The sequence below is a fragment of the Rhizobium sp. PEPV16 genome, assembly GCF_008919455.1.
In the GTDB taxonomy this organism is placed as follows: Bacteria; Pseudomonadota; Alphaproteobacteria; order Rhizobiales; family Rhizobiaceae; genus Rhizobium; species Rhizobium leguminosarum_Q.
On record NZ_VSZV01000338.1, the window covers coordinates 1 to 17,680 of the forward strand.

A 17,680-nucleotide genomic window follows, 5' to 3' on the forward strand; every position below is an offset into this window, starting at 1 on the left:
AAACGCCTTCGGCCGACATGCGCATATCGAGCGGCCCGTTCTTTTGGAAGGAGAAGCCACGTTCGGCCTCGTCGATCTGCATGGAGGAGACGCCGATATCGAGCACGACGCCGTCGAGCCCGCCTTGCGGCGCATGATCGGCAAGATGCGAGAATTGCGAATGAACGAGCCTGAGACGACCGCCATGGGCGGCAACCATCGCTTGGCCGACCGCAATCGCCGTCGGATCGCGGTCGAGCGCAATCACCTCGGCGCCGGCCGCAAGGATGGCCAAGCTGTAACCGCCCGCGCCGAACGTACCGTCGAGGATGAGTTTGCCGGGCGCGGGCGCCAATGCCGCGAGGACTTCGTCGAGAAGAACAGGAATGTGACGAACCGGTCCGCCGCCGGCATCAGTTGAACCTCCGCCAGGATTCGCCACCATTCCGTTCCCTCGTTGTTTCAGGAACGCTTGCCCGCCAGCTTGCGCTCCCCTCGTGCCTGCGCCTGTGCGGCCACAAAAGCCTGCGGCTGCCAGAGCTGAAAATGATCCGCCCGACCGACGAAGGTCACTTCGTCCGAGATGCCGGTGAAGCCACGAATGAAATCCGTGATCATCAGCCGCCCCTCGGCGTCGAGCTTCATGAAGACCCCGCCTCCATGAATAAGAAGCGACATCTCGTTCGCATCCGGCGAAAACGGATCCTCCGCAGCAATCTGCCGTTCGAATCTTTCGAGAAGATCCGGACCGCCGATGCTGATCGCCGGAAACACAAAGTCCTGGAAGCAGTAAAGCTCCTGGACGTTGCGCTGCGCCAGCACGGAACGGAAAGCCGAAGGCACGGAAACCCGGCCCTTGGCGTCGATCCTGTTGGTCGCATTCGAAAGGAAGCGGCTCATGACACGAAACATCCGTTCCCGCAGGGATCCGGACGACCAAAAGACGCCCGAAACTCCCGATATCAGGCACAGCTTCGCAAGCCGGATGAGCAAAAACCCCTCCGACGCTTCCGGAGAGGAAGACGCCTTTGCTTTGCGATAAATGGGCAGATAATTGCCCTGGTGCAGTGCGCATTTGGGATAGCATGGGACCATATGGGCGTCAATGGGATACGCCCGTTTTGCAATAGACGCATGATCAAAAATTTATAAGCCGTTAAGTTTAACAAAGGGTTAGCGGCGTCATCCTACAAATAACACGCATTGGTATTAATGCAGGAAAAATCCATCCGATGGATGCATAAACATCTGCTTGAAAACAGCCGGTTTCAGCGACTTACGCTGAAAATCCGGCTACTGCGCCGTTAAGATGATAATCGCCAGTTGGCCTGTAAGCCGGGTTCTGTATAGCTCCGGCGTGAACCGGAACGTGGCAGCCATTCCTCTGGGACAGCGTTCGCACGCTGCCTCACGCAACCCACCCGGATGACTGGCCTGGAAACCAGCCGGAAGGCCTTTCGGCCTACCGCGTCATCCCTATTCGGTCTTGCTCCCGGTGGGGTTTACCGTGCCATTTCCGTTGCCGGAGATGCGGTGGGCTCTTACCCCACCCTTTCACCCTTACCTGTCATGACAGGCGGTTTGCTTTCTGTGGCACTTTCCCTGAGGTCGCCCTCGCCGGACGTTATCCGGCACCGTGTTTCCGTGGAGCCCGGACTTTCCTCACCCTACCGCCTTTCGGCATTGGTAAAGCGCGGCTGCCCAGCCAACTGGCAGGGCTCCCATAAACGAGAGAGATCGCAATTGCTATCGAAATCAAAATTTACTTACCGAAATTGCGGTGTGAAATCCGTGGAATAGCCCTGTTCGCTGATTCCGCCTGACAAAAGCAGCTCGGCCCCAAGCCGACCGATTTCGTCCGAGCTCTTGGCCGAGGTGCCGGCGCAGCCCGTCAGCACCGCGATCTCGGGCGATGAGCTATAGCCAATCATCGGATAGCCGCTTTCCGTATGCGACACGACGCAGGCGGCCGTCGAAATTGAAAGCGGCACCATATCGGGCACGAGACCGTCCACGATGCGTTTGAGATGCGCGTGCACCGTATCGCGCCCCTCGGTCTTGAACCAGGCGCGCATTTCCGTATCGTCGCTGAGCGCCAGATCGTCAGGATCGCCGCCGATCTTCAGGTAGAATTTGCCGTCGGGATACCGGATCGGCGGCAGCAGATAGATATCGATGCCGGGCGCCCGGAGAATGAGCGACGGCATCGTGGCCAGGCGCGCCGCGTCGGCCTCGCTTACCTCGAAAAGCGTCACGGTCCGGGCATAAACCGTCATAGCAACAGGTTGCGGCAACAGATTCTCCGCAATGGAAAATCCGCCAGCTGCCAGCAGCACCTTTTCAGTACGATGGGTCAGGCCACCTGATGTCTCGACGACAGCCGACCCACCTTCGCTGCGGATCGAAACGACATGATCGCGGATGACGGCCGCACCAGCCTTTTCCGCCAGCAACGATTGGGCTTTCACAAGCTTGCGCGGACTGATGTGGCCGGCCCCCCTCGCCTCGAAGACGCCCGCGCCCCCATCGGGAAAGGCGAAGAAGGGAAAGGCGGCTTTCAGCCCCTGCTCGTCGAGCAGGCTGGTCTCGACGCCGAGCGAAATGGCGGCCTGTCGGGTTTTCTCGAGATAATCGCCCCCGGTCGGCGCGACGACGACGCAGCCGACCTCGCGATAGAAATCGATGCCGCTGTCGCGGGCGATCTCGCCATAACGGCTGATCGAACGGTTGGCGAGCAGCGCCCAATTGCGGTCGGGATCGATGGTACGAGTGATACGCCCCTCGTCGTAATGACTGGCGAAGACGCCCTGATGCGCCTTGCGATCATCAGGCTCGTCCGGGCCGATGACGGCGACGCCATCCGTCTGGCGTGCTAGATATTTTGCGGCCGCGGCACCCATCATGCCGCGGCCGATAACGATAAACCTGAAATCGACTGCCATATCGCACCTCGCTAAATTCCAGCGATACCATGGCAATCGTCTTGAATCATCCAACCCTTGTCAGGGATAAGCGCTTCAGGCTCAGAGCATTGCCAGGACCTTGCCGCAATAGGACTTGGACACCGGGTTCATGCGCGTGGCGCCATGGCCGGCATTGTATTTGAGGATTGTGTTACAGGTCTCGCCACCACCGAGATCATGGGCGGCAGCCAGATATTTCATGCCGTACTTGATGTTGGTTTCCGGATCGAACAGGCCCTTGGCGCTGCCGGAATAGCCCATCATGCGGGCGGTTGCAGGCTTTATCTGCATCAGGCCGATTTCACCGTGGCTGCCGCGCGCATTCGGATTGAAATTGCTTTCGATGCGGATGACCGCGGTCGCAAGCGCAACCGGTACATCATATTGGCTCGCATATTTGCTGATCAGTGCGGAATAGGAATTGCCGGAAACATCGGCGACGGGATAACCGCTCTGGCGCTCGACCGTCTTCAGCGGGCGTTCCGCCGTCTTGAGCGGACGCTTCACCGGCTTGACCGAACGGTCCGCTTTCTTCAACGGACGCTCTGTCTTCTTCGAAGGACGCTCGACTTTCTTCACCGGCGCATCGGCTCGCACGCCCCAATCATTCGCAAAGGCAAAGCTATTTCCCGCCAGCACCATGCCAACGCATGTTGCAGCAACAACAATCAGTTTTCTCATGTAGTCTTGAACACTCCGACCCAAAGAATTTCCGGACTGCGCGCCTCGCCGTCATAATGAATACCAGATCAAGGATCGATCGGGATTCACGGTAATTCTTATCGTTTCACATAACGCCCGTGGTTTAACTCGAAAACAACCCCGAGCACCGCTTGGCGGACGTTCTTAGACCATCGCAATGAGGAGATAATAGGGAAATGATGTGGCAGGCCGAATTTCACGCTGCAGTGCGAAATTCGGCGTTTCAGCAATTGTCGAGGAATCAGGAATAACGCGGCAAAGCCGACAGCAGCCGGTGCAATGTGTCGATCGTCGAGAAATCGGCGATGCCATCTATCCGTTCGGGCCGAAAATGGCGCTGGAAAGCTTCGACGTCGCCCGCCGTTTTTTCGGAGAATTCACCTGTGATTTCAGTGCTGTAACCATAGAGCGACAGCATCGATTGCAGCGCTTCCACAGGTTGACCGGTATCGCCGCGTTGGAAGAAGCGCCCACCGGTGATCGTTGCCGGCTCGACCCAGTGCCCAATGCCCGCTTGGTGGAGCGCGGCCCAGGGGAATTTCTCGCCCGGATCGACCTTGCGGATCGGAGCGACATCGGAATGCCCGAGGACCCGTTCAGGTGCGATCGACCAACGTTTGACACAGTCGCGACACAATTCGATCACCGCGGCGATCTGCTCTTTCGGATAATCAGGAAGCCCGCCCGGATGGCCGGCATTGGCGATCTCGATGCCGATCGACAGCGAATTGATATCGGTCTCGCCGTGCCAGCTGCTTTTTCCCGCATGCCAGGCACGCCGCACTTCCGGCACGAGCTGCACGACCTCGCCGTTCTCATGCACGAAATAATGGCTGGAAACCTGGCTTTCGGCGCGACAGAGCCAGTCGAGCGCACCATCTGCCGTCGGCATGCCGGTATAGTGCAGCAGGATCATATCGGGACGGCGCCCGTCCGCCCGTTCGCCATGGTTCGGCGACGGCTGCACGCGGGCGCTTCTGCAGTCGGCCTCGAAAGAGGTCATGCGGCGCGGCGTTCCTTCTCGATCGCCTCATAGGCCGCGTTCAGCGCCGCCATGCGCTCATTGGCGATCACATGGAATTCCTTCGGCACGCCGCGCGAAATCAGCCGGTCGGGATGATGTTCGCTGACGAGGCCGTGGTAACGGCGGCGGATGGTCGGGAAATCATCGGAAGGCGAGACGCCGAGTACCTTGTAGGGATCGCCGCCGGACGAGACGTGGCGGGCGGCAATCTGCTCGAAGCGGATCTCGCTCATCTGGAAGATCTCGCCGATATGGCGCAGGAAATTCAGTTCCTTCTCATGGATCAGCCCGTCGGCCTTGGCGATGTGGAAGAGGCCGTCGAGCACGTCTTCCAGCACCGGGCAATTGGCCGCACAGGTTACGCAGAGCGTGGAGAGCCGTTCGGCATAGGCTTCGTAGCCGGCGACGTCCTGGCGCGCGAGATTGTAGAGCCTGGCGACATTCTTCGCCTGATCCTGCGGAAACTCGAAGATTTCGCGAAAGGCTTCGACCTCCTTCTCGCTGACGATGCCGTCAGCCTTGGCCATCTTGGCCGACAGCGCGATGATCGCCACCGAGAAAGCCACCTTACGCCGGGTCTCGGGATCGCCTTCAAAAACCGTGCGGATAGCCTCGACCACCGCAGACAGCGCATTGCCTGCAGTATTGCCAATGGCATTCAACAGTTTTTCCCAGAAGGACATCGAAAATCTCACACACTTGTCAACTTATAGAGAAACAGCTTGACCAAAGAATCGCAGCCTTTGCAAGGCGACTATTCGTCGTAGGGCCGAACACAGTTTTCACGATTTGGTAATTGTCGCACCGCAACAAACGATTCATCACGCCCGCTTTCATCTCGCGTGAGGGCATGGACGGCGGTCGCCGGCATTGCCAGGGCACGTGGATTCCGGAACGCGCGGCGGAAATTTCCACGGGCAGTTCCCGACAAGCAGACCGGATTGAAACGATTATATCAGCACTTCGCCTCGCCTTTGCGGTCCAACACGGCAGAAACGCGCATTTTTCGTAAATTCTTTACTTTACAGGGCCCTTTCCCTGCCGCATCCATGCGCTAGCTAACGCTGCCGCACCGAAACACCGTAGGAGGGATCATGGCCAAACAGAAAGTCGCAATGCTGACCGCCGGAGGCCTGGCGCCCTGTCTTTCGTCCGCCGTCGGCGGCCTTATCGAGCGCTATAGCGACGTCGCGCCCGAGCTCGAAATCGTCGCTTACAAGTCGGGCTACCAGGGTGTGCTCCTCGGCGACAGCATCGAGATCAGCCGCGCGATGCGCGAAAAGGCGCCGCTGCTGCACCGCTACGGTGGCTCGCCGATCGGAAACAGCCGCGTCAAGCTCACCAATGCCGCCGACTGCGTCAAGCGCGGCCTGGTCAAGGAAGGCGAGAATCCGCTGCGGGTCGCCGCCGAACGCCTCGCCAATGACGGCATCACCATTCTCCACACGATCGGCGGCGACGACACCAACACCACGGCCGCCGACCTTGCCGCCTACCTCGCCGCCAACGGCTACGATCTCACCGTCGTCGGCCTGCCGAAGACTGTCGACAACGACGTCGTGCCGATCCGCCAGTCGCTCGGCGCCTGGACGGCCGCCGAAGTCGGCGCGCATTTCTTCGACAATGTCGGCAACGAGCAGACCGCCGCCCCCCGCACCCTCGTCATCCATGAAGTCATGGGCCGCCATTGCGGTTGGCTGACGGCCGCCACCGCCCGCGCCTATCTGCAGCGCACCAGCCGCAACCAGTATGTCGACGGCCTGATGATGGACGCGCACCTGAAGAGTATCGACGCCGTCTACCTGCCTGAGATGGCCTTCGACCTCGACGCCGAGGCCGCCCGGCTGAAGGAAAGCATGGACCGCAACGGCCACGCCACGGTCTTCGTCTCGGAAGGCGCCTGCCTCGACGCCATCGTCGCCGAGCGCGAAGCCGCCGGCGAGACCGTCAAGCGCGATGCTTTCGGCCATGTGAAAATCGACACGATCAATGTCGGCGCCTGGTTCCAGAAGCAGTTCGCCAATCTGCTCGACGCCGAGCGTTCCCTGGTGCAGAAATCAGGTTATTTCGCCCGCTCGGCGCCGGCCAACGGCGATGACCTCAGACTGATCCAGAGCATGGTCGATCTCGCCGTCGAAAGCGCGCTCAATAAAGTCTCCGGCGTCACCGGCCATGATGAAGGCCAGAACGGTAAATTGCGCACTATAGAATTCCCGCGCATCAAGGGCGGCAAGGCTTTTGACCTTTCGACGGCATGGTTTGCCGAAGTCATGGACAATATAGGCCAGAAATACAAAGAAGCGTGATTGACGGATGGTTAATATGATGTCTTTGCTTGTTCCCGAGGAATAGGAGGAGACACCATGTCACTTGAAGCTTGGCTCGCTTTTGCGGCCGCATCCGCCATCATGCTGGCCATACCGGGGCCGACGATACTGCTCGTCGTTTCCTATGCGCTCGGTCATGGGCGCCGGACGGCGTTCGCGACGGTGGGCGGCGTGGCGCTTGGTGACTTCACGGCGATGACGGCCTCTCTCTTCGGTCTCGGCGCCGTCCTGGCCGCCTCCGCGACCCTCTTCACCGTCTTGAAATGGATCGGTGGCGCCTACCTGATCTGGCTGGGAATCAAGCTCTGGCGGGCTCCCATCATCGGCGAACCGATTGCCGACAACGACAACCTGCCGGAGGAGAAGTCGCTCAAGATTTTCCTCCACGCCTATGTCGTCACCGCCCTCAATCCGAAGAGCATCATCTTCTTCGTCGCCTTCGTGCCGCAGTTCCTCAATCCGGCCCTGCCCTTCCTCGGGCAGATGGCGATCATGGAAGCCACCTTCCTCGTGCTCGCAATCCTCAACGCTTCCACCTATGCCTTTCTCGCCCATAGCGCGCGCGGCCTGATTCGCAAGGCGAGCATCCAGCGCGCCGTAAACCGAACCGGAGGCACTCTGCTGATCGCTGCAGGCGCCGTAACGGCCGGGTATCGCCGTATTGCAGCGTAGAAATATTCCGAAATATTCCGTGGTTGCCGGAATGTCACGAATAGGTTAATGGGGTCACCAAGGCTTAAGGCTTTTGGTAACTTTTATACGCTGCCGGGGCGGCGCGATTTCACGAAAGTGGCGGAATGGTAGCGATCGGATTATCCGGCCTGAAACGCAGTCTTGTCGTCTCGACGATACTCTGCGGCGTGATGACGGGATGTACGAGCGTCGAATACACGTCCCAGGCCGAACTGACAGCCGCCCAGACCGTCGTGCCGATGCCGAAACCCGGCGAAGATGCAACACTCGCCGCGATCCCGACAGCCGAAGGCACAGCCGGTCAGTCGGTTGCAGGCGCCACCATTCCACAGACATCCCCCTCCCTGACCGCAACGGCGATGCCGGTCGTGACGACCTCTCAGCCTGGCGATCTTACCATACAGGCAGGCATGCAGCCGGCAGCCTATGCGCAGATCCCGCTGACGCCCGAGATGACGGCGATTCAGTCCGTGGTACCGACGCCGCGTCCGGGAACGCCGGCACAGCCGACGACGCAGCTTGCCTTTGCCGCGACACCGCAAAACAGCGCGCTTGCAGCACTTGCCGCAGTCGACACCACGCCGCGTGCCAGCATGGATTACGGTTTCGACGAATCCGGGCCGATCGATCCGCCGACCGCCCCCCCGATGTTCAGCGACGACGACAAAGACGATGCGCCAACGGTCGAGAAGAGCTTTGTCACCAAGCTCATTCAGAAATATTCGAAAATCTACGAAATTCCCGAGACGCTGCTCCATCGCGTCGTCCACCGCGAGAGCCGCTACAATGCGAAGGCTTACAACAAGCGCGGTTATTTCGGCCTCATGCAGATCAAGTACAACACCGCCAAGTCGATGGGCTATGACGGTGCCCCGGGCGGCCTCTTCGATGCCGAAACCAACATCAAATATGCCGCGAAATATCTGCGCGGCGCTTGGCTCGTCTCCGACAGCAAGGAAGACGATGCCGTTCGCCTCTACGCCCGCGGCTATTATTACGACGCTAAGCGCAAGGGCATGACCGACATCGCCCACGGTAACTACTGAAACCCGGCAATTACTGAAAAGAGATGACTGGAGCGGCGCTCGAAGCCTATGGCTGCGGCTGGGCTTGCCGTTGCGATCCGGCCTGCTGTTCCGGCGCCCCCGATTGCGGCAGGGCCGCCAGGATCGCCTTCAGCATCGTCCGCGGCTGGTAGCCGAACCAACTCGGCGTCAGTCCGAGCCGGACGACGACCAGATTGGCGGACGGCACGATCGCCATGCTCTGCCCGTCATGCCCCGTCAGCCAGAACGTATCCTCCGGCAGCCCAAACGCGGCGCTCGAGCCGCCGCCGGGGGCGAGCCAGGCCTGGCCCTGAGTGTACCGGCCGTTCGAAGCAGCCGTCGGGGTGCGCATGGCGCCGACAAAACCCTCCGGCAATAGGCGCTGGCCGTTCCACACGCCATCCTGCAGCAGAAACTGCCCGAAGCGCGCCCAGTCATGTGCAGTCGCATAAAGATAGGAGCTTCCGGCGAACGTGCCGCGCGCATCGAGTTCGAACACGGCGCTCGTCATGCCGAGCGGGGCAAACAACGCCTCGTGCGGATAAGAAAAAGCCGCCTGAGCATTGCCGACCCTGTCCATCCAGATGCGCGAGAGCAGCACGGCCGTGCCGCTCGAATAGCGGAAGCGCTGGCCGGGTGCTGCCTCCATCGGCGCATTGGCTGGCAGCGATACCATGTCGGGATCGAGATAGAGCATGCGCGTTACGTCGGCGACATCGCCATAATTCTCGTTGAAGGCAAGGCCGCTTTCCATGCCAAGCAGGTCGGAAACCTTTATTTTGGCGCGCGCATCGTGCTTCCACTGCGCCAGCAGATGATCGTCGTCGAAGGAGATCTTGCCGTCGAGCATCAGGCGACCGAGGATCGCCGCATTCAGAGTCTTCGTCATCGACCAGCCGATCAGCGGCGTCTTCGCCGAGAATCCGGGGGCATAGGCTTCCGCGACGATGCGACCATCCCGCACCACCACGACCGCCCGCATGGCCGGGCCGGCAAGCCCGGCATCGGCCAGCACAGCGGCAACCTTCGTGTCGGGATCGCCGACGCCCTCGCCCTGCGGCCATAACGCAGGGTTCGTTTCCATCTTGGCCGGCGCGTCGAAAGGCACGGCATTCGCCGCCGCCTCGAAATCGCCATCCGGCACACTCGTGCAGCCGAGCCCGCCGCGATAGAGCGCATAACTCGATGCAAACAGCCCCATGAAGCGAGCCGTCACTCGGCCATTGTCACGGTCGACACTGACGCGCACAAGCCGCAGCAGCGGATTTCCCGGCGCCTGCACATCGTCCTCCAGCACGTCCTCGGCGTTGCGCCCGGCGATGAAGACGTTGGAACAGACAATCTTGGCGGCATAGCCGTCCCCGACACGCAGGAGCTCCGGCGGCCTGACGAACAACCAGGCGGCGCCGGCAACGACGAAGAGAACGAGAAGGAGAGCAAGCGTCTTCAAGACACGCAGGACAAATCGCATGGCATTCCTCCGAATGCCCGGAGAGAAGCAGGAATTCCGTCTGCCGGAAAGGGGGCGGCGCGAAGAAGATCCGTCGCCTCGATCACTTTCCGAGGAGCTTGATGTTTTCGAACGGCGCGCGCCCACAGCCCACGTCATCAAACTGTAGCAGTGGCGCGCTACACGCCCTGAACGCTAAAAAGGTGACAGACTCATGTCAGAATTTGCACCGGATGCCGGCTTCCGCAAGAACCGGAAACTCAAAGACGCCCTTCTCCGCCATAAGGCTTTTTCGAAGGATGGCTTTTCCGAGCGTCTCTTCGGCCTTCTCTTCTCCGGCCTCGTCTATCCGCAGATCTGGGAGGATCCGGATCTCGACATGCAGGCGATGGAGCTCAAGCCAAACCATCGCATCGTTACCATCGGCTCCGGCGGCTGCAACATGCTCGCCTATCTCTCCAAAGCGCCGGCCTCGATCGACGTCGTCGATCTCAACCCGCACCACATCGCGCTGAACCGCCTGAAGCTTGCCGCCTTCAAGCACCTTCCCGGCCATGCCGATCTCGTCCGCTTCCTGGCAATGCCGAACGAGAAGTCGAACAGCCGCGCCTACGACCAGCATCTCGCCGCCCGTCTCGATGAGGCGACCCGCAGCTACTGGAACGGCCGTAAGTTCGGCCGTCGCCGCGTCACAGTCTTCGACCGCAACATTTACGAAACGGGTCTGCTCGGTCGCTTCATCGGCGCCGCCCACCTTCTTGCCCGCCTGCATGGCGTCAAGCTGCGCGAGATGACCAAGACCCGCTCGATCCGCGAGCAGCGCCAGTTCTTCGACGAGCAGATCGCGCCGCTCTTCGAAAAGCCGGTCGTGCGCTGGATCACCGGCCGCAAGAGCTCGCTCTTCGGCCTCGGCATTCCGCCGCAGCAATATGACGAACTTGCAAGCCTTGCCGCCGATCATTCGATCGCGCCAGTGCTGAAGCACCGCTTGGAAAAGCTCGCTTGTCATTTCCCGATGAGCGACAACTATTTTGCCTGGCAGGCCTTCGGCCGCCGCTACGGCACCGAAGAGGAAGGCCCGCTGCCGACCTATCTGAAGTCGGAGCACTATCAAGTAATCCGCGCCAATGTCGATCGCGTCAACGTTCACCACGCAAGCTTCACCGAGCTTCTGGCCCGCGAGCCGGCCGCCTCACGCGACCGCTACATCCTGCTCGACGCACAGGACTGGATGACGGACGAGCAGTTGAACGACGTCTGGACGGAAATCACCCGCACGGCGCGCGAAGGCGCCCGCGTGATCTTCCGCACCGCCGCCGAAAAAAGCATCATCGAAGGCCGCCTGGCTCCGGCGATCCGCGACCAATGGGATTACTTCGAAGAGAAGTCGCGTGAACTGACTGCGCTCGATCGCTCGGCAATCTACGGCGGCTTCCACATTTACGGGAAGAAGGCGTGAGCAAGGTCGGCACCGAGACGGCAGGACAGAGCGATGAACATGCCAGCCTCATGGATGGCATGTACCGCTACCAGCGCCATATCTACGACCTGACCCGCAAATATTATCTTCTCGGCCGCGACAGCACGATCCTCAATCTCGACGTGCCCGAAGGCGGCACGCTGCTTGAAGTCGGCTGCGGCACGGGGCGCAACATGGCTTTCGCCCACAGACATTTCCCGACCGCCAAGCTGTTCGGCCTCGACATTTCCCAGGAGATGCTGATTTCGGCGCACAAGACCTTTGCCACCAAGGCGACGATCCCGGAATTCCGCGTCGCCGACGCCACGGCGTTCACACCGCGTGAATTCGGCGTCAGCGGCTTCGATCGCATCCTGATTTCCTATGCCCTGTCGATGATCCCGGACTGGGAGCGCGCCGTCGATGCATCGATCGCCGCCCTCAATCCCGGCGGCCAGCTACACATCGTCGATTTCGGCCAGCAGGAAGGCTTGCCGGGCTGGTTCCGGCGCATGCTGCAGTCCTGGCTTGCGAAATTCCACGTCACCCCGCGCCCCGATCTGCGTGAGGTCCTGGAAGCGCAAGCCCATGAAAACAACGCGACATTGTTGTTCGATACCGTCGGCGGCGGTTATGCCTGGCGGGCAGCTATTATCAGCAAGCGCTCATAATTCGCTTGAAACTAACCGATTTTTTACGTTGATATGGTGAAAAGAGGGTTATCCTCTGCTGACTCGTCTTTTTCGAAGGTCAGGTTGTGGGGCAAAGAGATCATTCGAGCTACGACGGGACGCCCATGCGCCGGCTTTTGTTTTGCGTTTTGCCCTTGGCCGTCCTTTTGGCCGGCTGCAGTTCCTCCGGTTATGACTACCTCGAAACGGCCTCGATCAAGCCGAAAACGCGCTTCAAGGACACCGATCCCCAGAATTTCGGAGCGAAGCATCCGCAACAGAATCCGGTGCACGGCATCGATATTTCCAAATGGCAGGGCGATATCGACTGGGGCACGGTGAAGAATTCCGGCGTCGCCTTCGCCTTCATCAAGGCCACCGAAGGCAAGGACAGGGTCGATTCGCGCTTCGACGAATACTGGCGAGAGGCTGGCGCCGCCGGCATCCCGCACGCTCCCTATCATTTCTACTATTTCTGCTCCTCCGCCGATCAGCAGGCCGACTGGTTCATCCGCAACGTGCCGAAGCAGGCCATGCGCCTGCCACCGGTGCTCGACGTCGAATGGAACGCCGAATCGAAGACCTGCCGCTACCGTCCCGACGCTGAAACGGTGCGCGCCGAAATGCAGCGTTTCATGGATCGGCTGGAGGCCTATTACGGCAAGCGCCCGATCATCTACACCTCGGTCGATTTCCACCGCGAAAATCTCGCCGGCTACTTCCAGGATTATCATTTCTGGGTCCGTTCGGTGGCAAAACACCCCGAGGTGACCTACTCCGACCGCCGCTGGGCCTTCTGGCAATACACCTCAACCGGCGTTATTCCCGGTATCAGTGGGCCGACCGATATCAACGTCTTTGCCGGCAGCGCAAAGAACTGGAACAATTGGGTCGCGGCCGTTTCCAAGGATAGAAATTCTTAGTAACGTCTTGCGATGTTTCTTGCTTCCGTCACATTCGTCTGTGAAAGCGACGGCAATCTGATTGATATAAGGACCGCATCCATGCACCGCTCGCTCGCAAGCCGCTCTGCACTCGCCCTTCTGTTTGCCCTCGCCCTCGCAGGCGGCGCGGTCGCCCAGCAGGCGCCGGGCGCAGTCCCGGCAGCGCCCTGCGGCGGCGATCTGTCCGCCTTCCTCGAAGGCGTGAAGAAAGATGCTGTCGCAGCCGGCGCCAGTGCGGCAGCCGCCGACGAGGCCTTCGCCGGCGCCGACATCGACCCCAAGGTCCTGAGCCGGGATCGCGCCCAAGGCGTCTTCAAGCAAACCTTCCTCGAATTCTCCCAGCGCACCGTCAGCCAGGCCCGCCTCGACATCGGCCGGCAGAAGATGAAGCAATATGCCGACGTCTTTGCCCGCGCCGAGCAGGAGTTCGGCGTCCCCCCGGGCGTCATCACCGCCTTCTGGGCGATGGAAACCGATTTCGGCGCCGTCCAGGGCGATTTCAACACCCGCAACGCCCTGGTGACGCTGTCGCATGATTGCCGCCGCCCGGAGCTCTTCCGTCCGCAGCTGATCGCCCTTATCGAGATGGTCCAGCATGGCGACCTCGACCCCGCCACCAATACCGGCGCCTGGGCCGGCGAGATCGGCCAGGTGCAGATGCTGCCGCGCGACATCATTGCCTATGGCATGGATGGCGACGGTGACGGCCATGTCCGCCTGAAACAGAGCAGCCCGGACGCCATCCTGACGGCAGCGAAATTCATCCAGCATCTCGGCTTCGAGCGCGGCCAGCCCTGGCTGCAGGAAGTGACCCTGCCCAATAACCTGCCCTTCGAGAAATCCGGTCTTGGCGGCACGATGAAGGCCGCCGAATGGTTCGCACTCGGCGTCAAGCCGCGCGACGGCAATACAGCTTTCGGCGATCTCGAAGGCGACCTCGTGCTGCCGCAGGGCCGCATGGGACCGGCTTTCATCGCCTATCCCAATTTCAAGATCTATCTCGAATGGAACAAGTCGTTCATCTACACGACCTCGGCCGCCTATTTCGGAACGCGCCTTTCGGGCGCCGAGCCGTACCTCAAGGGCGTGCCGGAACAGGGGCTTGCCAGCGACCAGATGAAGGCGCTGCAGACCAAGCTGCAGTCGCTCGGCCATGATGTCGGCGAGATCGACGGCATCCTCGGCTCCGGCACGCGAGTCGCGATCCAGAAGGAACAGAAGCGCCTCGGCATGCCGGCCGACGGCTGGGCGACGCCTGCCCTTCTCAACGCCCTCTAATCCCCACTGACATTTTACCGCCGCCCGCTTCGCAAGAAACGGGTGGCGCGATCCGCCACCTGCGCTAAAGCATGAAACCGAAAACCGTTTTCGGCAAAACGGCTTGCGGTGGAGGAATCGGCATGGACAGCAGAATGAATGCCTGGACCTGGGCTCTGCTGGTCCTGCTCGGCCTGATCTGGGGCGGCTCCTTCTTCTTTGCCCGTATTGCCGTCCACCACGTGCCGCCGCTGACCCTCGTTTTCTTCAGGCTGCTGCTCGCGGCGCTGGCGCTGCATATCTATATCGCCGGCCGTTTCGACTTCTATGCGATCCTCAAGGCCCGCTGGCGTGAGTTCCTGATCCTCGGCCTCATCAACAATGCCCTGCCGCATGCGCTGATCTTCTTCGGCCAGACCCGCATCGGCGCCGGTCTGGCGGCGATCCTGAATGCGACAACGCCGATCTGGACCGTGCTGATCGCCAATTACTTCACCTCAGACGAGAAGCTGTCGCCGGCAAAGATCGCCGGCTGCCTCGTCGGCCTGGCCGGAACGATCGTGCTGATCGGCCCCGGCATTTCGGCCGGTGGCCAGGCCCCGCTCTGGGCGCTGCTTCTTCCCGTGCTTGCCGCAATCTCCTATGGTTTCGCCGCCACTTACGGAAAACGCTTCAAGAATGTTCCCGCCCCTGTTACCGCAGCCGGCCAGTTGACCGCCTCTTCGCTGATTGCGCTGCCGCTGTCGCTGCTAGCCGACCGTCCCTGGGCGCTTGCAGCACCGCCGCTCGATGCCTTGCTCGCCATTCTGGCACTGGCGCTACTGTCGACCGCCTTCGGCTACATCCTCTATTTCCGGATCATGGCCGCGGCCGGCGCCACCAATACCTCGCTCGTCACCCTGCTGGTGCCGCCGAGCGCTATCCTTCTCGGCGTGCTCTTCCTTGGCGAAAGGCTGGCGCTTGGCGAGTTCGCCGGCATGGCGCTAATCGGTTTCGGCCTGGTCATTCTCGACGGCCGCGCCTATCGCCTGCTGGCCAAGGCCGCCTGAAACCGGTTGCGAATTCCACATGTTTTCAACCGGTTGCGATCCCGCCATGTTTTGGGCGCATAGGTAAATGCGCAATCGCCCGATTTAACGGCATGTTAAAATCTGTGAACAAAAATTTGTTGCAAATTAACAAATAATTTCAAATGTTTGCCGAAACGCTATTCGACTTATCCACTGAACCCTTCTGCAGCGCAGCATAAGATCTGCTTCCCAACCGACATATTTCAGACATATTATTGGCCGGTTAACGCGAGGAGACAGACATGGGACTCACGCAATCCTTGAATGTTCTGTTGGTCAGTGCAGCGTTTGCTTTCGTCTTGTCCATGCTCTTCATCTGAGCTGGCCGACGAAAGTGTAATGACTGATAGTGCCTAAACTCCCGAACAACTGATCAATCCGCCAACGAAAAAGCGCATGTCCCGCCCGACATGCGCTTTTCACTTTTACAGCGCCGCGCGTCTTTCAGACGCGCAAAGATCAGGCGGCTGCGCCAGCATTTTTTGTTTGCCGGCGGGAGAAGCCGAGATTGTCGAGCACGGCGGAAACCAGCGGAGCACGGTTCATCGTATAGAGATGGAAATCATGGATGCCGCGCCGGACGAGATCTTCGATCTGTTCAGCGGCGACTTCGGCTGCGACCTTCGCCCGCTCCTCGGGCTTGTCGTCGAAGCCCGCAAAGCGCTCGTCGAGGAAGGCGGGGATGATGGTGCCGCAGGCTCCAGCGAAGCGCTTGAGCTGCGTCAGGTTCTGGATCGGCATGATACCGGGCACGACGGGGATCGAGATGCCGGCGCCGCGCACCCGCTCCAGGTAGCGCTCGAAATTGTCGTTGTCGAAGAAGAACTGCGTCAGTGCCCGGTCGGCGCCATTGTCGGCCTTGCGCTTCAGCATGTCTATATCGGCCGCCGTATCACGGCTTTCCGGGTGTTTTTCCGGATAGGCGGAAACCGAAATCTCGAAATCGCCAATTTCCTTCAGGCCGGCCACCAGCTCCGCAGCATTGGCATAACCGCCGGGATGTGGCTGGTAGGGCGCGCCCGCGCCGCCGGGCGCATCGCCGCGCAGCGCAACGAAATGCGTCACCCCGGCCTTGCGGAAGGTGTCGACCACCTGATGGGTCTCCTCCTTCGTCGCGCCAACGCAAGTGAGATGCGAAGCGGTGGCAAGCGGCGTCTGCGAAAGGAAGCGGGTGACGGTGGAGAGTGTCGGCGCCTTGGTGGTGCCGCCGGCGCCATAGGTCACCGAAACGAAATCCGGATCCCAGTCCTGCAACTGGCTAACGGCGTGCCAAAGCTGGCCTTCCATTTCCTCCGATTTAGGCGGGAAGAATTCGAAAGAGACTCTAATGTCGTTGCGGCCGCGTGCTTCGTTTTTCAAAGCCATGTCATACCCTCCCGGCAAATGTAGGTTCGGCGCCTTCGCTTGTCTGCGAAGCCATGAGGCGCCTCGGATCGCGCGCGAGCCAGACGGTGACCGTCAATCCCTGCCCGCTTTGCTGACCCGGATGAAGATCGACGACCTGCTCGACGTCGAGCCCGGCCTTGCGCAACCAATCGGACATCGCCTGGTGCGAAAAGCCGAGGCGGACATGTGCATGCTCGTCGCGGAGATATTCGAGCGTGTGCGGCGCAAGGTCGATGACCACGAGCCGGCCGGCCGGCCGGAGCATGCGCGCCGCTTCCGCGATCGCAATCTCTGGCTGATCGAAGAAATGCAGCACCTGATGGATCGTCACCAGATCGAAATCCTGCCCCTCGAAAGGCAGGTTCAGGATATCGGCGTGGCGCACGGTGGCCTTGGTGATGCGGGACTTGTCGAGATTGGCGCGGGCCACGCTCAGCATGTCGCGGCTGGCATCGACGCCGGTCGCGCGGCGGTAGAGCCCGGACAAGAGTTCGAGGATGCGGCCGGTGCCGGTACCGAGGTCGAGCAGCGAATCGATCGGCTGGTTGCCGAGCAGCCGGATGACGGCGGCGTCGACTTCCTCGTCGGCGGCATGCAGGCGGCGAAGCTCGTCCCATTCAGCCGCATTGCGGCTGAAATAGGCCTGCGCCCGCTCGGCGCGCTGGCGCTTGACCTGCGAAAGCCGCTCGCCGTCGCGAAGGATGGTCGG

General features: G+C 60.8%; 17 protein-coding genes and 1 other RNA gene. 8 read left to right on the forward strand and 10 right to left on the reverse strand.

Annotation, left to right across the window (positions count from 1 at the left end; translation table 11 throughout):
• The 7 genes from mraW to FY112_RS25280 form a co-directional block, all read right to left on the reverse strand.
• Positions 1–424 (reverse strand): 16S rRNA (cytosine(1402)-N(4))-methyltransferase (mraW, locus tag FY112_RS25250; protein ID WP_151519544.1); only part of this gene is annotated, 424 nt, incomplete at its 3' end.
• Between the two features lie 17 nt (positions 425–441).
• On the reverse strand, positions 442–879 hold the full coding sequence (gene mraZ / locus FY112_RS25255; protein WP_026158771.1) for a division/cell wall cluster transcriptional repressor MraZ: 438 nt from the start codon (positions 877–879) through the stop codon (positions 442–444).
• A 415-nt stretch (positions 880–1,294) separates the two neighbouring features.
• Positions 1,295–1,692, reverse strand: an RNA gene (gene rnpB, locus FY112_RS25260) — RNase P RNA component class A.
• Between the two features lie 53 nt (positions 1,693–1,745).
• Positions 1,746–2,921, reverse strand: a complete 1,176-nt coding sequence (locus FY112_RS25265) for an FAD-dependent oxidoreductase (RefSeq protein ID WP_151519545.1) — start codon at positions 2,919–2,921, stop codon at positions 1,746–1,748.
• Positions 2,922–3,002: 81 nt separating this feature from the next.
• On the reverse strand, positions 3,003–3,623 hold the full coding sequence (locus FY112_RS25270; protein ID WP_131628512.1) for a lytic transglycosylase domain-containing protein: 621 nt from the start codon (positions 3,621–3,623) through the stop codon (positions 3,003–3,005).
• Between the two features lie 262 nt (positions 3,624–3,885).
• Positions 3,886–4,647 carry an N-acetylmuramoyl-L-alanine amidase gene (locus FY112_RS25275; protein WP_017961313.1) on the reverse strand — a complete coding sequence of 254 codons (762 nt, stop codon included), beginning with the start codon at positions 4,645–4,647 and terminating at the stop codon, positions 3,886–3,888.
• A complete protein-coding gene (locus FY112_RS25280) occupies positions 4,644–5,351 on the reverse strand; it encodes a DnaJ family molecular chaperone (protein ID WP_017961314.1) in 708 nt (235 codons plus the stop codon). Before FY112_RS25280 ends, FY112_RS25275 begins: the two co-directional genes overlap by 4 nt.
• 411 nt (positions 5,352–5,762) lie before the next feature.
• Between FY112_RS25280 and FY112_RS25285 the strand changes: the two genes are divergently transcribed.
• From FY112_RS25285 to FY112_RS25295, 3 genes are all read left to right on the forward strand, one after another.
• The gene (locus FY112_RS25285; protein WP_020050848.1) at positions 5,763–6,974 is read left to right on the forward strand and encodes a pyrophosphate--fructose-6-phosphate 1-phosphotransferase; all 1,212 of its coding nucleotides are present in this window, start codon (positions 5,763–5,765) and stop codon (positions 6,972–6,974) included.
• Positions 6,975–7,031: 57 nt separating this feature from the next.
• A complete protein-coding gene (locus tag FY112_RS25290; protein WP_017961316.1) occupies positions 7,032–7,667 on the forward strand; it encodes a LysE family translocator in 636 nt (211 codons plus the stop codon).
• 125 nt (positions 7,668–7,792) lie between these two features.
• A complete protein-coding gene (locus tag FY112_RS25295; protein WP_151519546.1) occupies positions 7,793–8,734 on the forward strand; it encodes a lytic transglycosylase domain-containing protein in 942 nt (313 codons plus the stop codon).
• A gap of 46 nt (positions 8,735–8,780) precedes the next feature.
• Here FY112_RS25295 and FY112_RS25300 read toward each other — a convergent pair whose 3' ends face one another.
• Positions 8,781–10,205 carry a serine hydrolase gene (locus tag FY112_RS25300; RefSeq protein ID WP_151519547.1) on the reverse strand — a complete coding sequence of 475 codons (1,425 nt, stop codon included), beginning with the start codon at positions 10,203–10,205 and terminating at the stop codon, positions 8,781–8,783.
• A 193-nt stretch (positions 10,206–10,398) separates the two neighbouring features.
• Between FY112_RS25300 and FY112_RS25305 the strand changes: the two genes are divergently transcribed.
• The 5 genes from FY112_RS25305 to FY112_RS25325 all read left to right on the forward strand — a co-directional run bounded on the left by FY112_RS25305 (position 10,399) and on the right by FY112_RS25325 (position 15,564).
• The gene (locus FY112_RS25305; RefSeq protein ID WP_017961320.1) at positions 10,399–11,643 is read left to right on the forward strand and encodes a DUF3419 family protein; all 1,245 of its coding nucleotides are present in this window, start codon (positions 10,399–10,401) and stop codon (positions 11,641–11,643) included.
• Positions 11,640–12,314: a class I SAM-dependent methyltransferase gene (locus tag FY112_RS25310; RefSeq protein ID WP_131623804.1), complete on the forward strand. Its 675-nt coding sequence runs from the start codon at positions 11,640–11,642 to the stop codon at positions 12,312–12,314. Before FY112_RS25305 ends, FY112_RS25310 begins: the two co-directional genes overlap by 4 nt.
• A 125-nt stretch (positions 12,315–12,439) precedes the next feature.
• The gene (locus FY112_RS25315) at positions 12,440–13,237 is read left to right on the forward strand and encodes a GH25 family lysozyme (protein WP_131623802.1); all 798 of its coding nucleotides are present in this window, start codon (positions 12,440–12,442) and stop codon (positions 13,235–13,237) included.
• Positions 13,238–13,318: 81 nt separating this feature from the next.
• Positions 13,319–14,536 carry a lytic murein transglycosylase gene (locus FY112_RS25320; protein ID WP_131623800.1) on the forward strand — a complete coding sequence of 406 codons (1,218 nt, stop codon included), beginning with the start codon at positions 13,319–13,321 and terminating at the stop codon, positions 14,534–14,536.
• Between the two features lie 122 nt (positions 14,537–14,658).
• Entirely contained in the window at positions 14,659–15,564 is a 906-nt protein-coding gene (locus FY112_RS25325; protein ID WP_131623798.1) for a DMT family transporter, read from the forward strand.
• A gap of 480 nt (positions 15,565–16,044) precedes the next feature.
• Here FY112_RS25325 and metF read toward each other — a convergent pair whose 3' ends face one another.
• Positions 16,045–16,950, reverse strand: coding sequence for a methylenetetrahydrofolate reductase [NAD(P)H] (gene metF / locus FY112_RS25330; RefSeq protein ID WP_017961325.1), 906 nt, complete (start codon positions 16,948–16,950; stop codon positions 16,045–16,047).
• 1 nt (position 16,951) lies between these two features.
• Positions 16,952–17,680: methyltransferase domain-containing protein (locus FY112_RS25335; RefSeq protein ID WP_246700740.1), on the reverse strand; the 729-nt coding region annotated here is incomplete at its 5' end.